The organism is Capnocytophaga sp. oral taxon 902 (genome assembly GCF_013394735.1).
GTDB classification, from domain to species: Bacteria; Bacteroidota; Bacteroidia; order Flavobacteriales; family Flavobacteriaceae; genus Capnocytophaga; species Capnocytophaga ochracea.
On sequence record NZ_CP058261.1, the window covers coordinates 600,337 to 620,788 of the forward strand.

General features: G+C 40.3%; 15 protein-coding genes, 1 tRNA gene and 2 pseudogenes. 6 read left to right on the top strand and 12 right to left on the bottom strand.

Translation table 11 applies throughout. The annotated features are described in order from the left end of the window. Positions 1-201 precede the first annotated feature (201 nt). The 3 genes from HW278_RS02530 to HW278_RS02540 are packed head-to-tail and all read left to right on the top strand — an operon-like array spanning position 202 to position 6,408. Positions 202-1,128: a Dyp-type peroxidase gene (locus HW278_RS02530; RefSeq protein WP_178976833.1), complete on the top strand. Its 927-nt coding sequence runs from the start codon at positions 202-204 to the stop codon at positions 1,126-1,128. A gap of 3 nt (positions 1,129-1,131) precedes the next feature. Further along, positions 1,132-3,210, top strand: a complete 2,079-nt coding sequence (locus tag HW278_RS02535; protein WP_178976834.1) for an outer membrane beta-barrel protein — start codon at positions 1,132-1,134, stop codon at positions 3,208-3,210. 15 nt (positions 3,211-3,225) lie between these two features. Continuing rightward, positions 3,226-6,408 carry a UvrD-helicase domain-containing protein gene (locus HW278_RS02540; protein WP_178976835.1) on the top strand — a complete coding sequence of 1,061 codons (3,183 nt, stop codon included), beginning with the start codon at positions 3,226-3,228 and terminating at the stop codon, positions 6,406-6,408. On the opposite strand, the gene HW278_RS02545 is transcribed toward HW278_RS02540, so the two are convergent. After that, on the bottom strand, positions 6,405-7,127 hold the full coding sequence (locus HW278_RS02545) for an AAA family ATPase (RefSeq protein ID WP_178976836.1): 723 nt from the start codon (positions 7,125-7,127) through the stop codon (positions 6,405-6,407). The two genes, HW278_RS02540 and HW278_RS02545, sit on opposite strands and share 4 nt — an antisense overlap. A 131-nt stretch (positions 7,128-7,258) precedes the next feature. On the opposite strand from HW278_RS02545, the gene HW278_RS02550 reads away from it, so the two are divergent. Further along, positions 7,259-8,305, top strand: a complete 1,047-nt coding sequence (locus HW278_RS02550; RefSeq protein WP_178976837.1) for a WD40/YVTN/BNR-like repeat-containing protein — start codon at positions 7,259-7,261, stop codon at positions 8,303-8,305. Further along, entirely contained in the window at positions 8,302-8,970 is a 669-nt protein-coding gene (locus tag HW278_RS02555; protein WP_178976838.1) for a hypothetical protein, read from the top strand. Before HW278_RS02550 ends, HW278_RS02555 begins: the two co-directional genes overlap by 4 nt. Before the next feature lie 34 nt (positions 8,971-9,004). On the opposite strand, the gene HW278_RS02560 is transcribed toward HW278_RS02555, so the two are convergent. Both HW278_RS02560 and HW278_RS02565 read right to left on the bottom strand, forming a co-directional pair. After that, entirely contained in the window at positions 9,005-10,090 is a 1,086-nt protein-coding gene (locus HW278_RS02560; RefSeq protein WP_178976839.1) for an ATP-binding protein, read from the bottom strand. Positions 10,091-10,203: 113 nt separating this feature from the next. Next, a pseudogene (locus HW278_RS02565) lies at positions 10,204-11,627 on the bottom strand (Gfo/Idh/MocA family protein). 351 nt (positions 11,628-11,978) lie between these two features. Between HW278_RS02565 and HW278_RS02570 the strand changes: the two are divergent. Then, positions 11,979-14,225, top strand: a pseudogene (locus HW278_RS02570) (helix-turn-helix domain-containing protein); the annotation flags it as partial. Between the two features lie 47 nt (positions 14,226-14,272). Here the strand turns inward: HW278_RS02570 and HW278_RS02575 are convergent. The 9 genes from HW278_RS02575 to HW278_RS02615 form a co-directional block, all read right to left on the bottom strand. Beyond that, positions 14,273-14,779 (bottom strand): outer membrane beta-barrel protein, encoded by a 507-nt coding sequence (locus HW278_RS02575; RefSeq protein ID WP_012797016.1) that lies wholly within the window; start codon positions 14,777-14,779, stop codon positions 14,273-14,275. A gap of 118 nt (positions 14,780-14,897) precedes the next feature. Beyond that, on the bottom strand, positions 14,898-15,377 hold the full coding sequence (locus HW278_RS02580) for an ExbD/TolR family protein (protein WP_002673265.1): 480 nt from the start codon (positions 15,375-15,377) through the stop codon (positions 14,898-14,900). Positions 15,378-15,389: 12 nt separating this feature from the next. After that, a complete protein-coding gene (locus HW278_RS02585) occupies positions 15,390-16,004 on the bottom strand; it encodes an ExbD/TolR family protein (protein ID WP_178976841.1) in 615 nt (204 codons plus the stop codon). Between the two features lie 6 nt (positions 16,005-16,010). Next, positions 16,011-16,442 carry a hypothetical protein gene (locus tag HW278_RS02590; RefSeq protein ID WP_009410901.1) on the bottom strand — a complete coding sequence of 144 codons (432 nt, stop codon included), beginning with the start codon at positions 16,440-16,442 and terminating at the stop codon, positions 16,011-16,013. Positions 16,443-16,470: 28 nt separating this feature from the next. Beyond that, positions 16,471-17,202, bottom strand: a complete 732-nt coding sequence (locus HW278_RS02595; protein ID WP_009418843.1) for a MotA/TolQ/ExbB proton channel family protein — start codon at positions 17,200-17,202, stop codon at positions 16,471-16,473. Between the two features lie 72 nt (positions 17,203-17,274). Further along, positions 17,275-17,362, bottom strand: a tRNA-Ser gene (locus HW278_RS02600). A 69-nt stretch (positions 17,363-17,431) separates the two neighbouring features. Continuing rightward, positions 17,432-18,460 carry an asparaginase gene (locus HW278_RS02605; protein ID WP_009421704.1) on the bottom strand — a complete coding sequence of 343 codons (1,029 nt, stop codon included), beginning with the start codon at positions 18,458-18,460 and terminating at the stop codon, positions 17,432-17,434. After that, positions 18,447-19,580 carry a 1-acyl-sn-glycerol-3-phosphate acyltransferase gene (locus HW278_RS02610; RefSeq protein WP_002673277.1) on the bottom strand — a complete coding sequence of 378 codons (1,134 nt, stop codon included), beginning with the start codon at positions 19,578-19,580 and terminating at the stop codon, positions 18,447-18,449. Before HW278_RS02610 ends, HW278_RS02605 begins: the two co-directional genes overlap by 14 nt. Before the next feature lie 72 nt (positions 19,581-19,652). After that, positions 19,653-20,414, bottom strand: a complete 762-nt coding sequence (locus HW278_RS02615) for a TatD family hydrolase (protein WP_178976842.1) — start codon at positions 20,412-20,414, stop codon at positions 19,653-19,655. Positions 20,415-20,452: the final 38 nt, after the last annotated feature.

The following is a 20,452-nucleotide window of genomic DNA, read 5'->3' on the forward strand; positions in this document are numbered from 1 at the left end:
CGAAGAGCAATTATTAGTAAAAGAATGGCTCAAGGAAAAACAGATTTCTTTTGACAGAAGAAAAACTTATTTCACAAAAGGGTAATTAGCTTCCACAGAAAGAGGTATTGAGCAAGCTAATAACGGATTGTTGAGACCTTATACTGAAGTTAAGAAAAGAGCACGTGAAATATCCCTAAAAAATTAAAAGTACTTAATATAATGAATTATCAGAATGTAACAGACTTGCCTAATAACAATACCATATTTTTGGTATGGGCATTTAAAAAAGATATAGACAAGACATTGCTTAATAATACTTTTGCAAAAGTATGTGGTTTGGTAGGAAACCTCAACAACTCGGTAGCCGACCGCTTTCCTGAAGGTCGTGCTAGTGTAACCATAGGCATTAGCCATAGAGCGTGGCTTACTTTGGGGTTACCCAAACCGCTCCCCAAAGAACTCAAAGATTTTGAGCCCATCAGAGGTAGTAAACACACGGCTGTAGCCACCGAAGGCGACTTACACTTTCATATCCGCGCGCACAACCAAAGTTTGGCTTACGATATGGCAGCTGCCATTAGCGAGGTAATGCAACCCATCGCCAATGGTATTGTAAACGTACAAGGGTTTAGATATTGGGACGGACGCGCTATCATTGGTTTTGTAGACGGTACCGAAAACCCGCGTGGCGCAGAACGCGAACAGTTTGCCGTAGTGGGTGATGAAGACCCCGATTACCAAGGAGGAAGTTATCTATTCGTACAAAAATACGTACACGATATGAACGCTTGGCGTGTGCTCCCCGTTAGCGAACAAGAAAAAGTAATAGGGCGTAGCAAAGAAATGGACATAGAAATGGACGAGGATACCAAGCCTACCAATGCGCACTCGGCACTTGCCAATGTAGGCGATGATTTGAAAGTAGTGAGAGACAATATGCCTTTCCACGACCCCGTAAGTCACCAAATGGGCACTTACTTCATCTGCTATGCCAATACGTTTAGCACGGTAGAAAAGATGCTCACTAATATGTTTATAGGCAAGCCTGCTGGCAATTACGACCGCCTATTAGATTTCAGCACTGCCGAAACAGGGACACTTTTCTTTGTACCATCTTTGGATATGTTAGACGAGTTTGCAGGATAAAATATGAAACTCCTTTTAACCAGCTTACTATTAGTTTATTTTATGACCACTACAGCGCAAGAAGTAGTGCCTGAAACACCTTTGGATACGATTGTGCTCAATGAGGTAATTGTAAAAGCACAGCGCAAAACACAATATACCGATAAGGCGAGTTTTACCTTTGAAAAGAAAGCTGTGGAACAAGCTCGCTATGCCAAAGACCTCTTGCGCAGTTTGCCCAACCTGCACCTCAATCCTGTAACCAACCAGATTGCTACCCTTAAAAGGGGTACGCTCTTGGTATTGGTAAACGGTGTAGAGGCAACTGACTTGCAAATACGCGGTATTGCCCCTCAAAACGTGGCACGCATAGACTATTACGATATTCCGCCTGCGCGCTGGAGCAATAGGGCTGACACAGTGGTGGACATCATCACACGTTCGGCTGAAGAGGGGTATTCGGTAGGGGTGGATGCGCTTTCGGCACTTACTACGGGTTTTGTAGATGCTTCGGCTTATGGTAACTACACCAAAGGCAAACATACGTTGGGAGTGGAATACAAATTGGAGTTTCGCAATTACAACGATAGATACTATGAAAAACACTCCGATTACGAACTATCGGGTGTGCGTTATGCAAACGACCAACAGTCAAAATCGGGGTTTAGCTATAATGCGCACAACGCCTCAGTGCGTTATAGCGCAGTAGTACCACAAAACTATAGTTTCCAAGCTAAAGCCGAAATGGAACTTTTGAATCGCTCTGCACATAGCAATGGCGTAAACCTATTTACACAAGGAACAACGGTTAGCCATCACACATTATCAGGTAAAAATCACGACCACTGGTTGCGCCCCAAATTAGACCTATACTTCTCTAAAAAATTAGGCAAACGCGATGAATTGAGCGTAAACGTCGTGGGGAGCTATTATAACACTACCAAAGAGAACCTCTCAAAGGAATGGGAGACCGCAACCCATCAGAATGTGTACGACGATGATATGGATTTGAAAGTAAAGCAACGCGGTTGGGTAGGTGAAGTAGCACATACTCATCAGTTTACTATAGGCAAACTCAATTCGGGCTACCGCATTAGCAGTACTTTTATCGACAACGATTTACGTAACTTGGCAGGTATTTCGGCTTACGATGTTACCTATACCAATCAGTATTTGTACACCGAGTTTGTAGGCAAAAAGGCTAATTTTATGTACAGAGCCAGTGCTGGGCTTACCCACACCCACAATCGTAGTGCCGAAAACACTTTTACCGAATGGGTATTTACGCCGAAGGTAGTGTTGGGTTATGAACTCGCTAATAACCAGAGTTTGCGCCTCACAAGTTACTATGTACCCCGCAGTCCGCGTAGTGCAGAACTCAGTAGCAATATAGCGCAACAAGCACCAAACATCTTGGAGACAGGAAATCCTTACCTAAAATCACAACATATATTTTGGACTGGACTCTCTTATACTTTCAACAATGAGTACACCGATTTTAACCTTCAACCCTTCTACAAAAACACCCAACGAGTAATTACTGATATTTATATCAAAGACCCCGTACGCAATGGAATACTCAGCACTTATGAAAACAGTAAATATCACGAGGAGTTTGGTTTTTCATTAGATGGTACTTTTAAACCATTAAGGAATGATTTATTTGTATTTTCAGCTAATATAGCCCCTACACATGAGACTTTGGTTACTGATGCTGGACTACGCGCTCGCAATAATTATATCGATAACAACCTATCACTTACTTTTACCTATAAAGATTTGAGGGTAGATTACAGTTTCAACTTTCCTATTTATTACATAGACGGCAACACTATGAGCACTTATGAAAATAACAATGATATTTTTATAGAATACCAGTTAGGTAGCTGGACACTTAAAGGTGGTGTGTTTTGGTTAGGAATGCCTTCGGAATACAAGATGAAAAGCAGTTACGAAGGTTTGGTAAACCAGCATAGCTATACCTACATAGAGAACAACCGCAATATGTTTGTATTAGGGGTTAGCTACGATTTCTCCAAAGGAAAGAACAATTCGGTAGACAAGAAGCTCAACAACGATACCGCTCCTGCTGCACAGTTTTAAGGTAAGAGGTAAAAAATGAATACACCTTCAGCAAATTATACTATATACAACGCTTCGGCAGGTTCTGGAAAGACCTACAGTCTGGTGAAAGCTTATCTGAGAATTATTCTCGGCAGTAAGCAACCCGATTTGTTTAGGCAGTTACTCGCTATTACCTTTACCAATAAGGCGGTTTTTGAAATGAAGAACCGCATTATAGAGTTATTGGGGGTATTCAGTGAGGACAAAATGCTCACCCAACCTCACGCTATGTTTAGTGAATTAGCAAAGGAATTGAATCTCCCCGACGAAGAATTGAGAACGCGTTCGGCTAAGGCTTTGGAGCATATACTGCACAACTACGCAGCTTTTAATATCAGTACTATCGATGGGTTCAATCACCAACTGATACGCCACTTTTCACAGGATTTGCACCTCAATCCTTTCTTTGAAGTACAGTTGGACAGCAAGGCTTTACTAGAGCGAGCGGTTGATAATTTGATGAATCAGGCAGGAAACGACCCCGAGCTTACCCAATTGCTCATTGATTTCGCCAATGAAAAGATAGACGACGACAAGAGTTGGGATACTACTAAAGAATTATTAGGCGTAGCCGAAATGCTTACTAATGAGAACCATTACGAGCAATTACAATCACTGAAAGACAAGGAAATACCTGATTTTCTAATCCTTAAAAATACCTTACTCAAACAACGCAACAATGCCCTGAAAAGCATTAAAACTTCTGCCCAAGACTTTATGCAACTGATGTGTGAGCACGGTTTGGATAAAGGTGCTTTTAATGGAGGACATTTATACAAATTCTTCGATAACCTCACTGCCGACAACCCTAAGGAACCTTCGTGGGGCAGTGGTTGGCAAAACAATCTATTAGAAGGCGAACCTCTTTATTCTGGTTCAGCGGCTAAGAAGTACGACACTGCCCTGATAGATAGTTTGCAAGAGATGATTGCCAACTTGTTTTTGGCAATCAAAAAAGCTTTTGGTGCCCTTGCCTTTGCGAACAACGCGCTGAGATATGTTGTGCCTTTGGCTTTGCTCAACCGTATACAAAAAGAAATAGAGACCATTAAAGAAGAAGAAAACATCTTGCCTATATGGGAGTTCAACGGAGTGATTTCCTCAGAGCTCAGCAACCAGCCTGCACCTTTTATCTACGAACGTATAGGTGAGAAATTCCGCCACTATTTTATCGATGAGTTTCAAGACACTTCAGTACTGCAATGGCAGAACTTTATACCGCTTATCCTCAATGCAGTGCAAAGTGAGGTGAACAATAAGTGCGGGTCGGTATTACTTGTAGGCGATGCCAAACAATCGATTTACCGTTGGCGAGGAGGAAAAGCGGAACAGTTTATGAGTCTGTATAACAATGAAGTAAACCCTTTCCGCATCAAAGGAGAAGTGAAAGACCTCAATGAAAACTTCCGCAGTTTAGAAGCCATTATCGATTTTAACAACCATTTTTTTAAGTTTGCTGGAGACCTTTTCCAAAGTGAGACCTACAAAGAACTTTACAAAAACTCTACACAGGAATATCCCAAAAACAAAAAAGACCAATTCCTACCTGAAGGCTATTTCAATCTTTCGTTTATAGAAGTTGGAGAAGAAGAAGTGCCTACAGAAGAAGACAATAGCAATGTTGTAGCACTTTCACCGCGCGAACGGAGTTATTGTGAAGCGATTTTAGAGAAAATAGAACACGCTAACCGAGCAGGGGCAGCCGATAAGGATATTACTATATTGGTGCGCACTAACCGCGAAGGAGCTGCCGTTGCCTCTTTCCTTTCAGAACACCAAAGAAATGTGATTTCCCCCGATTCGCTATTGCTGAAAAACGTGGCATCGGTACAATTTCTCGTCACCCTATTACGCTTGCTTTATCACCCCGAAAGTGAAGAACTTAAACTGCAATTACTCTTTGATTATCTTCGTTTTAAAGAAACTAAAGACCCTCACCTATTCCTCAGCAAATATGTAGAGGAACCCGTAAATACTTTCCTTGCCGATTTTGAGTTTTCTATAGAGTTGTTCAACCAATATTCTTTATACGAAGGAGTAGCTTTGGCGGTGAATTGCTTTGACCTCGCTCGTCCTTCTGATGCTTATCTCACTCACTTTATGGATATTGTATTCGATTTTAAGAACGCGCGCAAAGGAGGCTTAGCCGATTTTCTGGAGTTTTGGGACGACCAGCAAGAAAAACTGAGTATCAGTTCGCCCGAAGGGTTAAACGCTATTACCGTGATGACGGTACACAAGAGCAAAGGGCTTTCTGCCCCCGTGATTATCTACGCTTTCGCCGATAGCAAACTCATTGATACTCACACTGAAAAACTTTGGTTTCCCGTAGACCACGAACAGTTTAACGGTTTTGACTATCTGCTGGTAAACAGTAATAAAAGTTTAGTGAATTACGACGCACAAGCCGAAGAGCTTATAATGCAACTACACGAACAAAACCTCCTCGACCAGCTAAATGTGTTATATGTAGCGATGACGCGCCCCGAATCATTTCTCTATGTAATCACCTCACTCTCCAAAAGCAGTGCCGAGACTTATGGCACACTCTTTAAAGAGTTTTTAGAAGAAAACGGGCAGTGGAATAGCGATGTAGTGGAATATACCTTTGGAAGTGCTGTATTTCCTAAGAAGAAAGAGAAAGAAGCTACAGAAGAATCACCTATTCCTTTCCAGAAAGGTTGGCAGTATCCGAACTACAAGATTGCTACAGGGGCTTCCCTGCTATGGGACACTCACCAACAAGAAGCCTTGGAGCGCGGAAATCTTATTCACGAATTATTCTCGAAAATCACTTATGCCACCGACCTTGATACTGTGCTCAACGATGCACTACAAGAGGGCACACTCACTGCCGAACAATATGAGCTATTGCAACCACAAATGGTACGTTTGCTCAACAACAATATTTTAGCGCCTTTCTTTAGCAAGGACTACGAACATTTTACCGAACGCGAGTTTATAGACACTAACGGCAACTATTTCCGTCCCGACCGACTTGCCTACAACCCAAGTACTCGCGAAGTCTATATCATAGATTACAAAACCGGACAACCCAACGACCAATACCGTACCCAACTACAGCATTACCAACAAAACCTAACAGCCATAGGCTGGCAAGTAAAAGGAAAATATTTAGTGTATTTGGATTTAGGAGAAGTGATAAAGATTCTCTAATCTTCTCTAAAATACGCCTTAGGATTGTTCAAAAAAGTTTTAGTAATGATATAATGCTCTACTTCTTGCAAAGGGGTAGCTTGCATTCCATTTTTGGTAACTTCATAGATTAGTGCATCAGGCATTGCCATTAGGATTGGAGAATGGGTAGCGATGATAAACTGTGAACGCTCTTTCTTTAGGTGTTCACGTATGAGGTAGATGAGTGATAATTGGTGTAAGGGCGAAAGGGCACTTTCAGGCTCATCAAAAATATAGATTCCTTGTCGTTTTACACGTTGGGTAATGATATGCAAAAAGGCTTCTCCGTGAGAAAAAGATGCTAAATTTTGTCCGTAGTTGAACATCATATTCTGATAGGTAGGATTCTGACTTTTGAACGAATCAAAAATATTACCTTTGATCACATAATCGCCAAAGTCCTCTGAACGAAAGAGAAAACCACGACCATCACGTATCATATCGAGTTCTAAATCTTCTGCGAGCTCAGCAATAGGTTCAAACGATTCTTCTTGAAAGCCTAACGTATTGTTGATACGAGCTAAGCGGAGTTTGTAGGCAATAGCTTCAATAAGAGACGATTTACCCACCCCATTATCACCTACAATGAAAGTTACGGGCTGATCAAGATTGATATGTTTAGCATAGCGCACAGCTTCAGTATTATAAGGAAATCCTTGCACTCTATCAGTGGTAATATTTAAGGAACGGATATACATAAGTAATTAGAAAATAAGAAAATTATTAAATATGTGATGCGACAAAGATACAACATTTTGAAAAATAAACATATCCTTTCTTTGTTATTCCAACCAAAAACATTATCTTTGCCTTTGTTTATCACTGAGATATGAAACATATTGCTATTATTTTTATATTACTTTGCCTTGGGGCGTGTAAGCACTCTAATCCTTATAAGGACACTACTATTGAATTGGTAGAAGTAAAGTCTTTTCCGTTGGAGAAGATAAGCGTGCGAGCAATGGTGCTCTTAGAGAAAAACGTGGCTTTTGCAGGCTCCGATGCTACCTTTGGTTTTATCAACACACAAAACCAAACTATTGCGACTTCTAACTTGAAGAATCGCGGGGTGATTTCGGATTTCCGCGCAGTGGCAGCAACGACTCAGAACTTTTTTATGCTCTCTATCGGTAAACCTGCATTGCTTTACAAAGCAGAACAAAGTGGTATGGAGGAAGTGTATCGCGAGGAACACCGCGATGTATTCTACGATGTATTGCGCTTTACGGACGACCAATTTGGCATCGCTATTGGCGACCCTATCGACAATCGCCTATCGGTAGTAACAACGCACAATGGCGGACAACAATGGACGAAACTCACGTGGTCACAATCACCCAAACTCGAAGAGGGTGAAAGTGTATTTGCCGCTAGCAACTCGGCTTTGGCGCACTATGGCAACAAACTATGGGTAGTAACAGGTGGCAGTAAGAGCAGAGTGTTGTTCTCGGACAACAAGGGCTATAAATGGCAAGACCTCGCTACCCTACCTCTCGCCCAAGGGCAAGCTACTCAAGGGGCTTTCACCATAGCTTTCTACAACGACCAGCAGGGTATTGTTCTCGGTGGCGATTATGAACAACCTACAGAGCGCAAAGGCTCTGGCGCACTCACTTTTGATGGGGGTAAAACTTGGCAGCCTATCGCGACCGACAAGGCTATTGGCTATGCAAGTTGTGTGCAATACATTCCTAATAGTGAGGGAAATGCTCTGGTGGCAACTTCGCCTAATGGTCTTTTCTTCTCTAACGACCAAGGCAGGAGCTGGCAACAACTTTCAGATAAAGTCTATCACGCGCTACTCTTTGTAGATGAGCAAACTATGGTTGCTTCGGGCAATGAGAAAATCACCCTTTTTAGACTTGTAAAGAAATGATGATAAGTGAGGTAACGGCTTTGCGCAAAGCAGGTGACTTAGAAGAGGCGTTGCGCATCGCTCTTGAGGAATTTAAGGAAAACGATAGCAGTATCAACAAATATTCGTTGGGCTGGGTGTATTACGATTTTTGCAAGAGGGCAGTAGTCGAAAACGACTTAGACACTTTTCTGCAATATGTGCAAGCACTCAAAGACCTGCGTTTTAGCATTGAAGAAGTGCTCATCACCGACCAACTGCTTTGGCAATACGTGAAGTTCTTCGCACAGTTGCGCAAAACAGGAAAAATAGCGCTTATTGATGTGCTGTACGAGAGTTTGAAAGGTATGTATTTCACGATGCCTTCAAAAGCGTTTTCTGCCTTAGCAGAGCAGTTGCACAAAGCGTATAAAGATCGTGAGGAATATTTGGAAGTAATTACTGACGTGATGCCGTTTCTGTGCGCTGAGGATTTCGCACCTAAGTCATACCAAGGTATACTTATTATGCCTTTGGCAGAACAAATCTATATCGCTTATAGCAGACGTATATTAGAAAGCGGCGATAAAGAGATTATCGCCACCTTTATACCTATCTTGCATCAGTGGATTCAAGCACACCCTGAATACAATTCGCTTATTTATTACTATGTGGAAATGTGCAATTTTGCCAATTTGCCAATGTGATAATTATCAATTGTCAATTATCAATTGTCAATTATCAATTGCTCATTGCTGAACATTGGTTATAAAGTTCACGCCACGATGCTCCGCGTTTCTTCATTACATTTTCAAGGTATTCCTTCCACACCATTTTATCTTTATCTTCATCTTTTACTACAGCTCCTTGCAATCCTGATGCTAAATCTTCATCGGTAACAGTGCCGTTGCCAAAACTGCCTGCTAATGCCATACTATTGGTGATAAGCGAAATAGCTTCTGCAGTAGAAATAACTCCGCTAGGAGATTTGAGTTTCTGTTTTTCGTCTAAAGTAGCTCCTTTGCGCAATTCGCGGAAAATAGTTACAATCTTCTCTATAGCTTCATTGCTTGGCAAGGCAGCTTTCAGTTTGTAGTTGTTAGAAATCTCGGCTACGCGCTTGGTTACGATAGACACTTCAGTTTCTAAAGTAGCAGGAGCTGGTAGCACGATGATGTTGAAACGTCTTTTAAGTGCTGAGGACATCTCGTTTACACCACGATCGCGAGTATTAGCTGTGGCAATAATAGAGAAACCACGCTGAGCAGGTAATTCTTCACTGAGTTCTGGAATGGCAATATTCTTCTCCGATAGAATAGAAATCAGTGCGTCTTGCACTTCGGAAGCACAGCGTGAAATCTCCTCAAAACGAGCGACAGTCCCTGTTTCCATCGCGCGATAAATAGGTGATTTAAGTAAGGCTTCGTGCGATGGCCCATTAGCCAAGAGCATTGCGTAGTTCCACGAATAGCGAATGTGTTCTTCGCTGGTACCCGCAGTACCCTGAATCACTTTGCCCGAATCACCGCAAATGGCTGCTGTAAGGTTCTCGGAAAGCCACGATTTGGCGGTTCCTGGCTCGCCTATAAGCAGTAGAGAGCGGTCGGTAAGGAGTGTAGCAATAGCGATTTCCACCAAGCGGTTATGACCGATGTACTTAGGGGTAATCTCTACCCCACTAGCAGTACCTCCAGTTACAAATTTCAGCACAGCTTTAGGCGACAATTGCCAGCCTATGGGCTTTTCTTGTTTTTTATCCTCTTCTTTTAGAGCTTCTAATTCTTTTGCATATAGTTGTTCCGCAGGAAGACGTAATACGTTTGACATAAGTTATATAATCCTCCCTCACCCCCTCCCAAGGAAGAGAGAATACAATATAAATAGTTAGAAAATATATTATCCTACCCCCTCCCCTTGGGGGAGGGAAAGGGGTGGGGATTCTAATTAGCAAACGCGTGTTTGTAACCTTTTTGTTTATTCCAAGCTCCGCGAGTAAAATCGGGTATTTGTACAGGAGCACTACCGTTTTCTAATGATAGTTTAGAAAGAGGTGCTAAGCAACACCATTCAGCAAGGTCATACACGTCCATATCCAAAGGTAAACCATTGCGCAAACAGTAGATGAGGCGATAGTCCATAATGAAATCCATACCTCCGTGACCGCCCACTTCTTTCGCTTTAGTTTCCAATTCTCTAAGAATACGTGGTTTGTATTTTTCCATCATTGCTTTTTTAGCCTCTTCGGGCATAAAGCTGTGTGCCGAAAGATTTTCGTGATTAGGCACTTCATCTTTTGCTATACTTTCTGGCTGAATAAGATAACCCTCAATCGGATATTTATTCGCAAATCCATTCGTTCCAGTAAGTTGATACATACGTGAATATGGGCGTGGTGTTACCACATCGTGTTGTATTTGTATGGTTTTCCCTTTTTCTGTCTTAATCATTGTAACAGTAAGGTCACCGTTTTGGAAGTTAGGATCTTCTTTGCCCATTACGCGTTTGTAGACTTCTTTACCTCTAAAAGCGTGCGTATCAAATGAAACCAAATAGTTCATCTTGTCTCCTCGGTGAATATTAAGCGCTTGGCATACAGGACCTATACCGTGCGTAGGGTATATATCTCCGCGATTTTTAGCATTGTAGTCTAAACGCCAGTTGTTCCAATACTCAGTCCAAAAGTCGTCTAAGTTATGAATATAAGAACCTTCACCGTGAATCACTTCACCCAAGAGCCCTTGTTGTGCCATATTAAGAGTAGTAATTTCAAAATAGTCATACACGCAGTTCTCAAGCATCATACAGTGTAAACGTTTCTTTTCACTCATATTAATCAATGCCCAAATCTGTTCCATATCAAGAGCTGCGGGCACTTCTATCGCCACGTGTTTACCGTGTTCCATAGCATAAAGCGCCATTGGTACGTGGTGTTTCCAGTCAGTTACAATGTACACAATATCTACATCTTTGCGCTCACATAGCGCTTTCCAAGCATTTTCATCACCTGTGTACTGGGCTACACGCTTATGCCCTGCTTTTTCAATTACTTGTTGCGCTTTTTCTACCATTTCAGGACGTATATCGCAGATAGCTGTAACTTTCGCTCCGGGCACGTGCATATAACGTTCTACCGCACTATGTCCGCGCATTCCAAGACCGATGATTCCTATACGCACCGTATCCATTTTAGGTGTAGTAAGATTTAGCACATCTGTTTGCCCAGCTGGACGAGGGGGGTAGTTACTTTAATTTGATAAGAACTTCTACTCTTATTCTCATTAGAAGTAGCTTGATTGCAGTTACAAGCCACAAAGCCAAGACATACAGCAATGCCTATGGCTACTTGATAGATTTTTTTAATCATAGCTGTGAATATTTTTAAAGGTTGATTATTAATGTGACAAAAGTAGCAAAAAAAATTAATAGTAACAAAAGAAAAGTAAAAAAGATTTATTTATCCACTCCTGTACAATTACTTCTTAGCACTTTTTTTACAAAAAAACGTTCACTCTTAACCATTCACTTTCAACTATTTATATACCCTTTCTATACCAATCGTCCAAGATTCGTATAAGCTTCCTATAAGCTTTCTATAAGCTAAACCTACCCTCCTTCCTACCAAAATTTGGCTGTGTAGTTCACATCTAATTTGTTAATTTGCTAATTAAAATAAGTTTCGTATCTTTGCGTTTTAAATGATAACAACCAAACAAATGGTATGGAAGAGTACATACTTACACTTGTAAATCAAACAAATAGAAATATTTTTCTCACAGGGAAAGCAGGAACAGGTAAAACTACTCTGCTACACAAAATCATCAATACTTGTTATAAAAATACGGTGGTAGTTGCCCCTACGGGTATTGCTGCTCTCAATGCTAGCGGAGTAACCATTCATTCAATGTTCCAACTCCCTTTTGCTTCTTTCTTACCAACACTCAGCAATCCCCCTATTGTAAATGAATTCTTGCGCTTCGAAAACCGATTTTCTTTGCGCAAACACTTCCAAATGCACAAAAATAAACAGCAGGTTATCCGCAATATGGAATTGCTAATTGTAGATGAAGTGAGTATGCTCCGTGCCGATGTGCTCGATGCTATGGACTATATGTTGCAATTTATCCGAAAAGACAAACGACCCTTCGGAGGCGTACAAGTGCTCTTCATCGGCGATTTGTTACAGTTGCCCCCCGTAGTTAAACAAGAGGAATGGGAAGTGCTCAAACATTATTATAAAGGAATGTATTTCTTTCAGTCCGAAGTCATAACTCAAAATCCTTTGCTATATGTAGAACTCGAAACCATTTACCGACAAACCGATAAGCTGTTTATCTCCATTTTAAATCACTTACGTGAAAACCAACTTACCTCTGAGGATATCAAACAGTTAGAAAAGTATGTACAGCCAGATTTCCCTAAAAAACACCTAAAAGATTATATCACCCTTACTACTCACAACGCCAAAGCCGATGCAATGAACCAACGCGAAATGAGTAACCTCTCCTCTCCCCTATTCTCTTATCAGGCTGATATTGTTGATGATTTTCCGGAATACCTCTACCCTATCGAAAAAGTCATTCAGCTAAAAGAAGGCGCAAGAGTAATGTTCATCAAAAATGACATTTCAGGAGAACACCTGTTTTTCAACGGAAAGATGGGTACAGTGGTCTCTCTTTCCGAAGGTGAAATTACCGTGAAATTAGACGGTGGAAGGGTCATAAACGTCGAACGCTACGAATGGGAAAACGTGCGATATAAACTGAATGAAACAACCAAAGATATAGAAGAAGAACGCCTGGGTTCGTTTACCCAATACCCATTGCGTTTGGCGTGGGCAATTACCATACACAAAAGTCAAGGGCTCACTTTCGAGAAAGCTATCTTAGATTTGGCAAGCGTATTTGCCTCAGGTCAAGCCTATGTAGCATTTTCGCGCCTGCGTTCGTTAGACGGCTTGGTATTGCTATCCTCAGTAAGTGCTAATGGTATCAACAACAATGGCGAAGTGATAGGTTATGCCGAGAACAAAGCCTCCGAAAAAGAAGTACAAACCGCTTGTTATACAGGAAAAACCGAATTTTTGCAGGAGAATATTCTAAACACTTTCCAATGGAATACTCTTTTAGAAGAATGGGTGCTACACCGCAATAGTTATTCAGGTGAAATTGGCAATAAGAACCTATATAAAGATTGGGCATCACAGCAGTTGGTAAGAGTGCAAGAACTCGTAACCGTCTCCGAGAAATTCATCAAACAACTCAAAACACTTTTCAATAATGCAACCGATGTTCAGCATATTTTCGAACGCGTAGCCAAAGGTATCACTTATTTTACACCGCTTCTAGAACAATTGTGGTACGAAGTGCTATTAGTTGAAGGAAAGATAGCTAATCAGAAAAAAGTTAAACAATTTTTCACCGAACTAAAAGAGTTAGACAATAGCCTTTCCGAAACGCTAAAGAAGCTCTTCCGCTTAGAACAAATGATACAATTAGCACAATCCGACCAACCCTTTGATAAAGAAAAGATACATTCAGCCAAATTAGAAACTTTGTATACTGAACTCACCGGAAAAATTAATAATATTTTAAAGAACGAAAAACTCTTTATAAGCGAATATCCTCTCTCCAAAGATGATAAACCCAAGAAGGAAAAACGCTCTACTTATGATATTACACTTCAGCTTTGGAAAGAAGGTAAAACAGTAGCCGAAATAGCCAAAGAGCGTACACTATCACAGGCTACTATCTATTCTCACATAGCCAAATGCATAGAACAAGACAAAATTGCTATTACTGAAGTACTCTCTGAGGAAACCATCAATGAACTGAATACAATTTTCAAAGAAAACGAAGAACTTACTACCCTGAAAAGTCTTTATGAAAAGACAGAAGAAAGATACAGTTGGGACGAACTGCGTTTATTCAGAGCCTACTTACTAAAAGAAGCTAAAAAAACATAATAAAAAAGGGACTTCCTCAGAAGTCCCTTTTTTCATTTTTTAAGTTATTAAAATCTATAAGTAACACCTGCTTTAAAACCTCCTGTTGCAAAAGAGTTGTGTTCTACAAACAACTCAGCATTCACACCGAAGTTTTCTGTAAAGAAGTAACGCCCCCCTGTTTGAAGACGCACTGCAAATCCTGAGTCATAATAAGGATCCCAATTGTCATATTTATAATCATTATTCCAATTGTAATATCCCAAACTTAAACCACCGTACAAATCTACGTTTGAAGGAAGTCTTCTTATGAGTTTATTGAAGTGGTAATTACTCGTAGCTAAAACACCTATATTATTGTATTTTACGCTATTGTAGTTTCTACCACGGTAAAATAACTCTCCCCCTACGGTTATTTGGTCATTAATTCCAACGTCCACTGAACCATATACCATAACCCCTGGAGTTGAAACGCCTAAACCTCCGTTAATTTGTACATCACCAGCACCAAACGACTGTGCTGAAGCTACTCCTGCACTGAGGAGTAATCCAAAAAGTAAAACGATTTTTCTCATAAATAATTACTATTAACTTGTTTTAATAATGCAAAGGTAATATTTTTATTCATAATAACAAAAAAAGACTACCCTAATTTTTAAGGTAGTCTTTTTAACACAGAAATATGTTTCTTATTTATTTTTGATTCAAAGGAGAACCTTCACGAGCGATATAAGTCAATTTCAAGGCATTAACATCTTGTAATTTCTCACGAATATCACTCACTAATCCCATATTGGTATCAGCATCTACTTTCAAAGCGGTCATAAATACATCTTTTAGTGCATCGCGTAAACCTTCTCTATAATTCAATATATAGTGGCTTACCTCCGAAACATCAATGAATTTATCGTTCACTTGAATTTTAGCGTTTACACCAAACTTAGCCTGATACTTAGGAAGTGGTTTCCCTGCATAAATGTACACAACTGGGTCTTTCTTGTCCAATTTTTGTACCTGGTCTGCCACTGGCAACTTATTTTGTACCATCAAATCACTATCTTTAGATTCTGTTACTGTCATAAAGAAGAACAAAAGCATAAAGATGATATCTGGCAAAGAAGCCGTAGAAACAGCGGGCGTTTCGCCACTTTTCTTTTTTGTAAATTTTGACATATCCTTCTAATTTTAGTGTTTCTTAGGTGCTGTTTCAAGCAATTTTCTTGGGAATAGCTCCTGTAATTTCACGATTTTAGGTTCTAACGCATCTTTCCTATCTTTAGGAGTTCGAGCTGCGTTAAATTCTTCCTCTATCTGAACGTAAGGTACTTCGTTAGGAAACAAACGTCTGCGTTCACGCTCACGTAACTCATTATATGCCTTAATCAATTCATTTTGTACAGCTATATAAGTGTGATATGAAGTTTCACGGTCGTTGCGCAAAGAAATAACTGCTTTATCTGGGTTGTCTGATGATAGAGGGTCTCTTTTACCTTTACAGTAAGTACAAGAACCATCTCCATTGTTATCCAAGAAATTAAGTGCTGTTTCTTTTACGTCTTTAAGTTCCTTAACTTCGTTGTTTATTAACAACTGGTTGTACTTGTTCACTACCACTACCAATACGTTTTTCTCTTTTACTGGTGGAGGTGGTGGCGTATTTTCTTGTGGTTTAGGAGGTAACTTTACAGTAATCCCTGAGTTGCTCTCAATAGTTGTTGTTACCAAAAAGAATATCAACAACAAGAAAGCAATATCAGCCATTGAACCTGCATTTACCTCGGGTGCGGAACGTCTTGCCATAATTTCTTATTTCATTAGTGCTTTTTTCACATTGGAAGCTATAAGAGCTACTACGGCTACCGCTACCAATATGTACAAAGCGATTAAACCTGTGCTTACCCATCTTCTTACAGATTCGCTGGCTTTCTTCACTTCGTCACTGGCATTAGCTTCTACAGCTCCTGATGAGAAGATATAAGCTAAAAGAAGAACTACCACAAATCCTCCTGTATAGATAAGCGTTTTCTTAAGTGCTTTTGGTGAAGCTAAAATGTTTTGTGCCGCTGATATGATTACTGCTAACAAAGCTATTCCTAAAAGAACATATGTGAGCACAAACAAAGCTTGCATAGTACCGTTATTGGGATCCTCTGCGTTTGTAAAGAAAGACAAAACAATCCATAGAACTACCCCAATTACGCCCAAAGCAAGAGCTCCATATTTTGCTATTTTATACATACTTAAAGTTGTTTAATGGGTGAATAAATTATTTCATTTTTCTTGCTACTAAAAGGTCTATCAATGAGATAGAAGCATCTTCCATATCATTTACGATAGCGTCGATTTTAGCAATGATGTAGTTGTAGAATACTTGTAGTATCATCGCTACAATCAAACCAAACACTGTAGTAAGCAAGGCAACCTTGATATCACCAGCAATCAATGATGCGTCCAAACCACCAGCTGAACTAATCTTATCGAACGCTTCAATCATACCAATTACCGTACCCATAAACCCTAACATCGGTGCAATAGCAATAAAGAGCGAAATCCAAGATACGTTCTTTTCTAATTGCCCCATCTGTACACCTCCGTAAGATACTACTGATTTTTCAACCATATCAATACCTTCTGATGAACGGTCAAGACCTTGATAGAAAATAGATGCAACAGGACCTTTTGTATTACGGCACACTTCTTTAGCTGCCTCAATACCTTTGCTATCCAATGCCTCTTCAATATCGGCAATTAGCTTTTTAGAATTGGTAGTCGCCATATTGAGGTAAATAATTCTCTCAATAGCTACTGCCAAACCAATAATCAAGCAGAGCAAGATAGGAGCCATATACATAGGACCCCCTTCAATAAAACGCTCTTTAAATACTTGGTGGAAGCCTTTGCTTTGTTGCATCGTTTCAGTTGCTTCCTGAGCGCTAACCATAGCCACGTTTAAAATTAACATTGCTACTAGAAGTAGCTTAGATGACATTTTTTTCATTTGTTTAATCTTTTTAAATTGTTAGTTGATAATTTAATGTTTAATAATTATTCTGTTTTTTTTAGAAAGAAGCAGAGAGGAAGGGATTCGAACCCTCGATACGCTTGTGGCGTATATACACTTTCCAGGCGTACTCCTTCGACCACTCGGACACCTCTCTCTATGCTGTTTCTGAATGCCAAAGTAACAAATTATTTTTCTATCCCACAAGTTTTTTCTTAATTTTTTGCTAAATTTCTCCAGCTATATTTTCTTCAAACTTGATTTTGAATAGTTTATGAGAAATATTTTTTTTAAGCAAAAGCATCAATTTTGTGATTGCCGACTCGGTTGTGAGGTCTTTTCCGTCTATCACTCCCATCTTTTTGAGGGCTTCACTCGCTTCATATTTGCCCATCATCACACTACCTCCAGAACACTGGGTAACATTCACTATGTGTATTTCTTTATCAATAGCACTCTGCAAACTCTCTACAAACCAAGCATCAGTAGGAGCATTACCTGAACCGTAGGTTTCTAACACTACCCCTTTCAGATTTGAGATATTGAAAATACCATTCAGTATAGATGCAGTAATGCCTGGGAACATCTTGATAATCGCTACATTAGTTTCAAAATCTTTCCACACTTTTAAGTGTTGCTTTTGCTTGCGGGGTAAAAGGTTCTCTTTCATTACCTTTAAATGTACACCACTTTCTACTAACAGCGGGTAGTTCAGCGAGGCAAAAGCTTGAAAGTGCTCGGCGTTTATTTTGGTAGTGCGGTTACCTCGGTAGAGCTTGTACTCGAAATAGAGTCCTACTTCTTGTATCACCGGCTCGCCATTTTCTTTTAGGGCTGCCAGCTGTATAGAGGTAATGAGGTTCTCTTTGGCATCGGTGCGCAAATCGCCTATCGGCAGTTGCGAACCGGTAAATATTACAGGTTTAGTAAGTCCTTGTAGCATAAAACTTAAAGCCGAAGCCGAGTAGCTCATCGTATCACTGCCGTGAAGCACTACAAAACCATCGTAGTGATTATACTCTCTTTCAATCACCTCAGCAATTTCAATCCAATGCTGGGGGTTCATATCCGAGGAGTCTATCACTTTCTCAAACGAGTGCACCGAGATTTCACAATCTAAGTGCGAGAGCTCAGGAATACGCTTGTAAAGATTATCAAACTCGAAAGCACGCAAGGCTCCTGTTTGGTAGTCCTTTATCATCCCGATAGTACCCCCCGTATAGATGAGGAGCACTTTTGAATTATTGGTTTCCATCGAATTTGTTCTTTACAGGATTAGCGTACATCTCTAAGAACTTCTTTTGTGAAAGGTCTTCAGAATTGCTTCGGTTGTTCATTCGGCGTTCAAAACGTCGGAAATCTTTTTCGTTGTAGTATTCCTTATATATAGAGGTGTCGTTCAGCAAATCATAAGCAATATAATTCGCAGGAAACAACTTGTACTGTTGATGAATAGCTCTGTCTAAACATTCAGCTAAGGCTTGCAATTGCTTGTTAAGATGCTGATGTGTGGCTTCTATTGTGTCTATCTGGTCGTACAGCGGTTGTCCTACCGAAATATGCACACGTCCTTTTTGTCCCAACAAGCCTTGAATGATGTTCTCAAAATCCTCTTTTTTAGATTTCACGTATTCTACCCCGTTATGTTGGGCAATAAGTGCGGGCAACTTCAACACATCAGTGGGGTCAAACTCATAGGAAATCGACATCGGTACTAAATTAAGTGTCTTCAGGTACTGCAAAGGTGATATATCTTCGGGAGCATTAAGGGTGAGCATCTTCAAAACCCCTTGCTGGGTACGGTCGTCGCCGTTCTTAGTACGCCCTTCTCGTTGCGCAATCCACACATTGCGATGCTCTTCTGTAATGCAGTGGTAAATGTATTCCGATACCAATTTAGAATGCTCCAAAGCCTCTCGTGGGGGCAGACTCCTATATATAATGATATTTCTGTTGAGCATCGCCAATATCTTCAAATACTTTTTCCTGAGCAAATTATCACCCATAGCCGAAGCCGTCATCGAGAGGTGATTATCGTATAGGGCAACGTTTAATAAGGAAGTATCTAAAACAATATCGCGGTGATTGGAAACAAATACATAAGCTTTGCGCGGGTCTAAACCGTCAAACCCATCACAGGTAAATTCCGAAATACTTTTCTCAATCGCCTTAGTAACCACTTGATACATTATATCCTCCTGAAAATCGGACACCTTTTGGCAGGCAAGCAGTCGTCGCTCTCGCTCCTCAGGAGTTTCATCAGGAAATGCGTAAGCCATCATCGCTCGAATCAAAGGATTATCTTTAATTTGCGACAAGGCACGTGCTACTTCGTTGTCGTTAAACGGACGTATGGACTTGAAATAATCGGTCATTTCAGATACTCTATATTCTCTTGTTTTGGATAACGAAAGGCAAAGTAACGAAATATATTTGATAATACCTAATTAAATCTTAAATATATTTGTAGCATTTTCGTCAGTAAGGCGTATAATCTCGCTTTCGGGCAAAGCATATATATCCGATAATTTCTCTACAACTTTCACTATATAAGCACTTTCGTTGCGTTTCCCGCGGTAAGGTACTGGTGCCAAATAAGGTGAATCGGTTTCTAAAACGATATGCTGTAAATCTATATTTTTTAAAAACTGGTCTATCTTTCCGTTCTTAAAAGTTACCACTCCGCCAATACCTAAATGTAAGCCGTAGGCAATAGCGCGCTGAGCTTGCGCTTCTGTACCCGTAAAGCAGTGAAAAATGCCAAAAAGGTCGTCGCTTTTTTCAGTTTCTAAAATCTCAAACACTTCGTCGAAAGCCTCCCGACAGTGAATAACAATAGGCAACTGATGTTTTTTAGCCAACTGTATTTGCCACTGAAAAGCCTCTTGTTGCTCTTTGAGAAAAGTTTTATCCCAATAAAGGTCGATGCCTATTTCGCCAATAGCGCAAAAGAAATGCGATTGCATCAAATTCTCAATGTGCGCAAGTTCCTCCTGATAGTTTTCTTTTACGCTACAAGGGTGCAGACCGTTCATTAGGAAAACGTAGTCAGGATAATCGTTTTTCAGCTGAAACATTCGCTGGGTATAGCTCGCATCAATAGCTGGGATAAAACAACGGGTTACGCCAGCTGCTTTGGCTCGTGCGATCATCTCAGTACGGTCAGCATCAAATTCTTCTGAATATAAGTGTGTATGTGTATCTATCATCGGTTGTCAGCCGTTAGTGTTTAGTAGTTATTTACAAT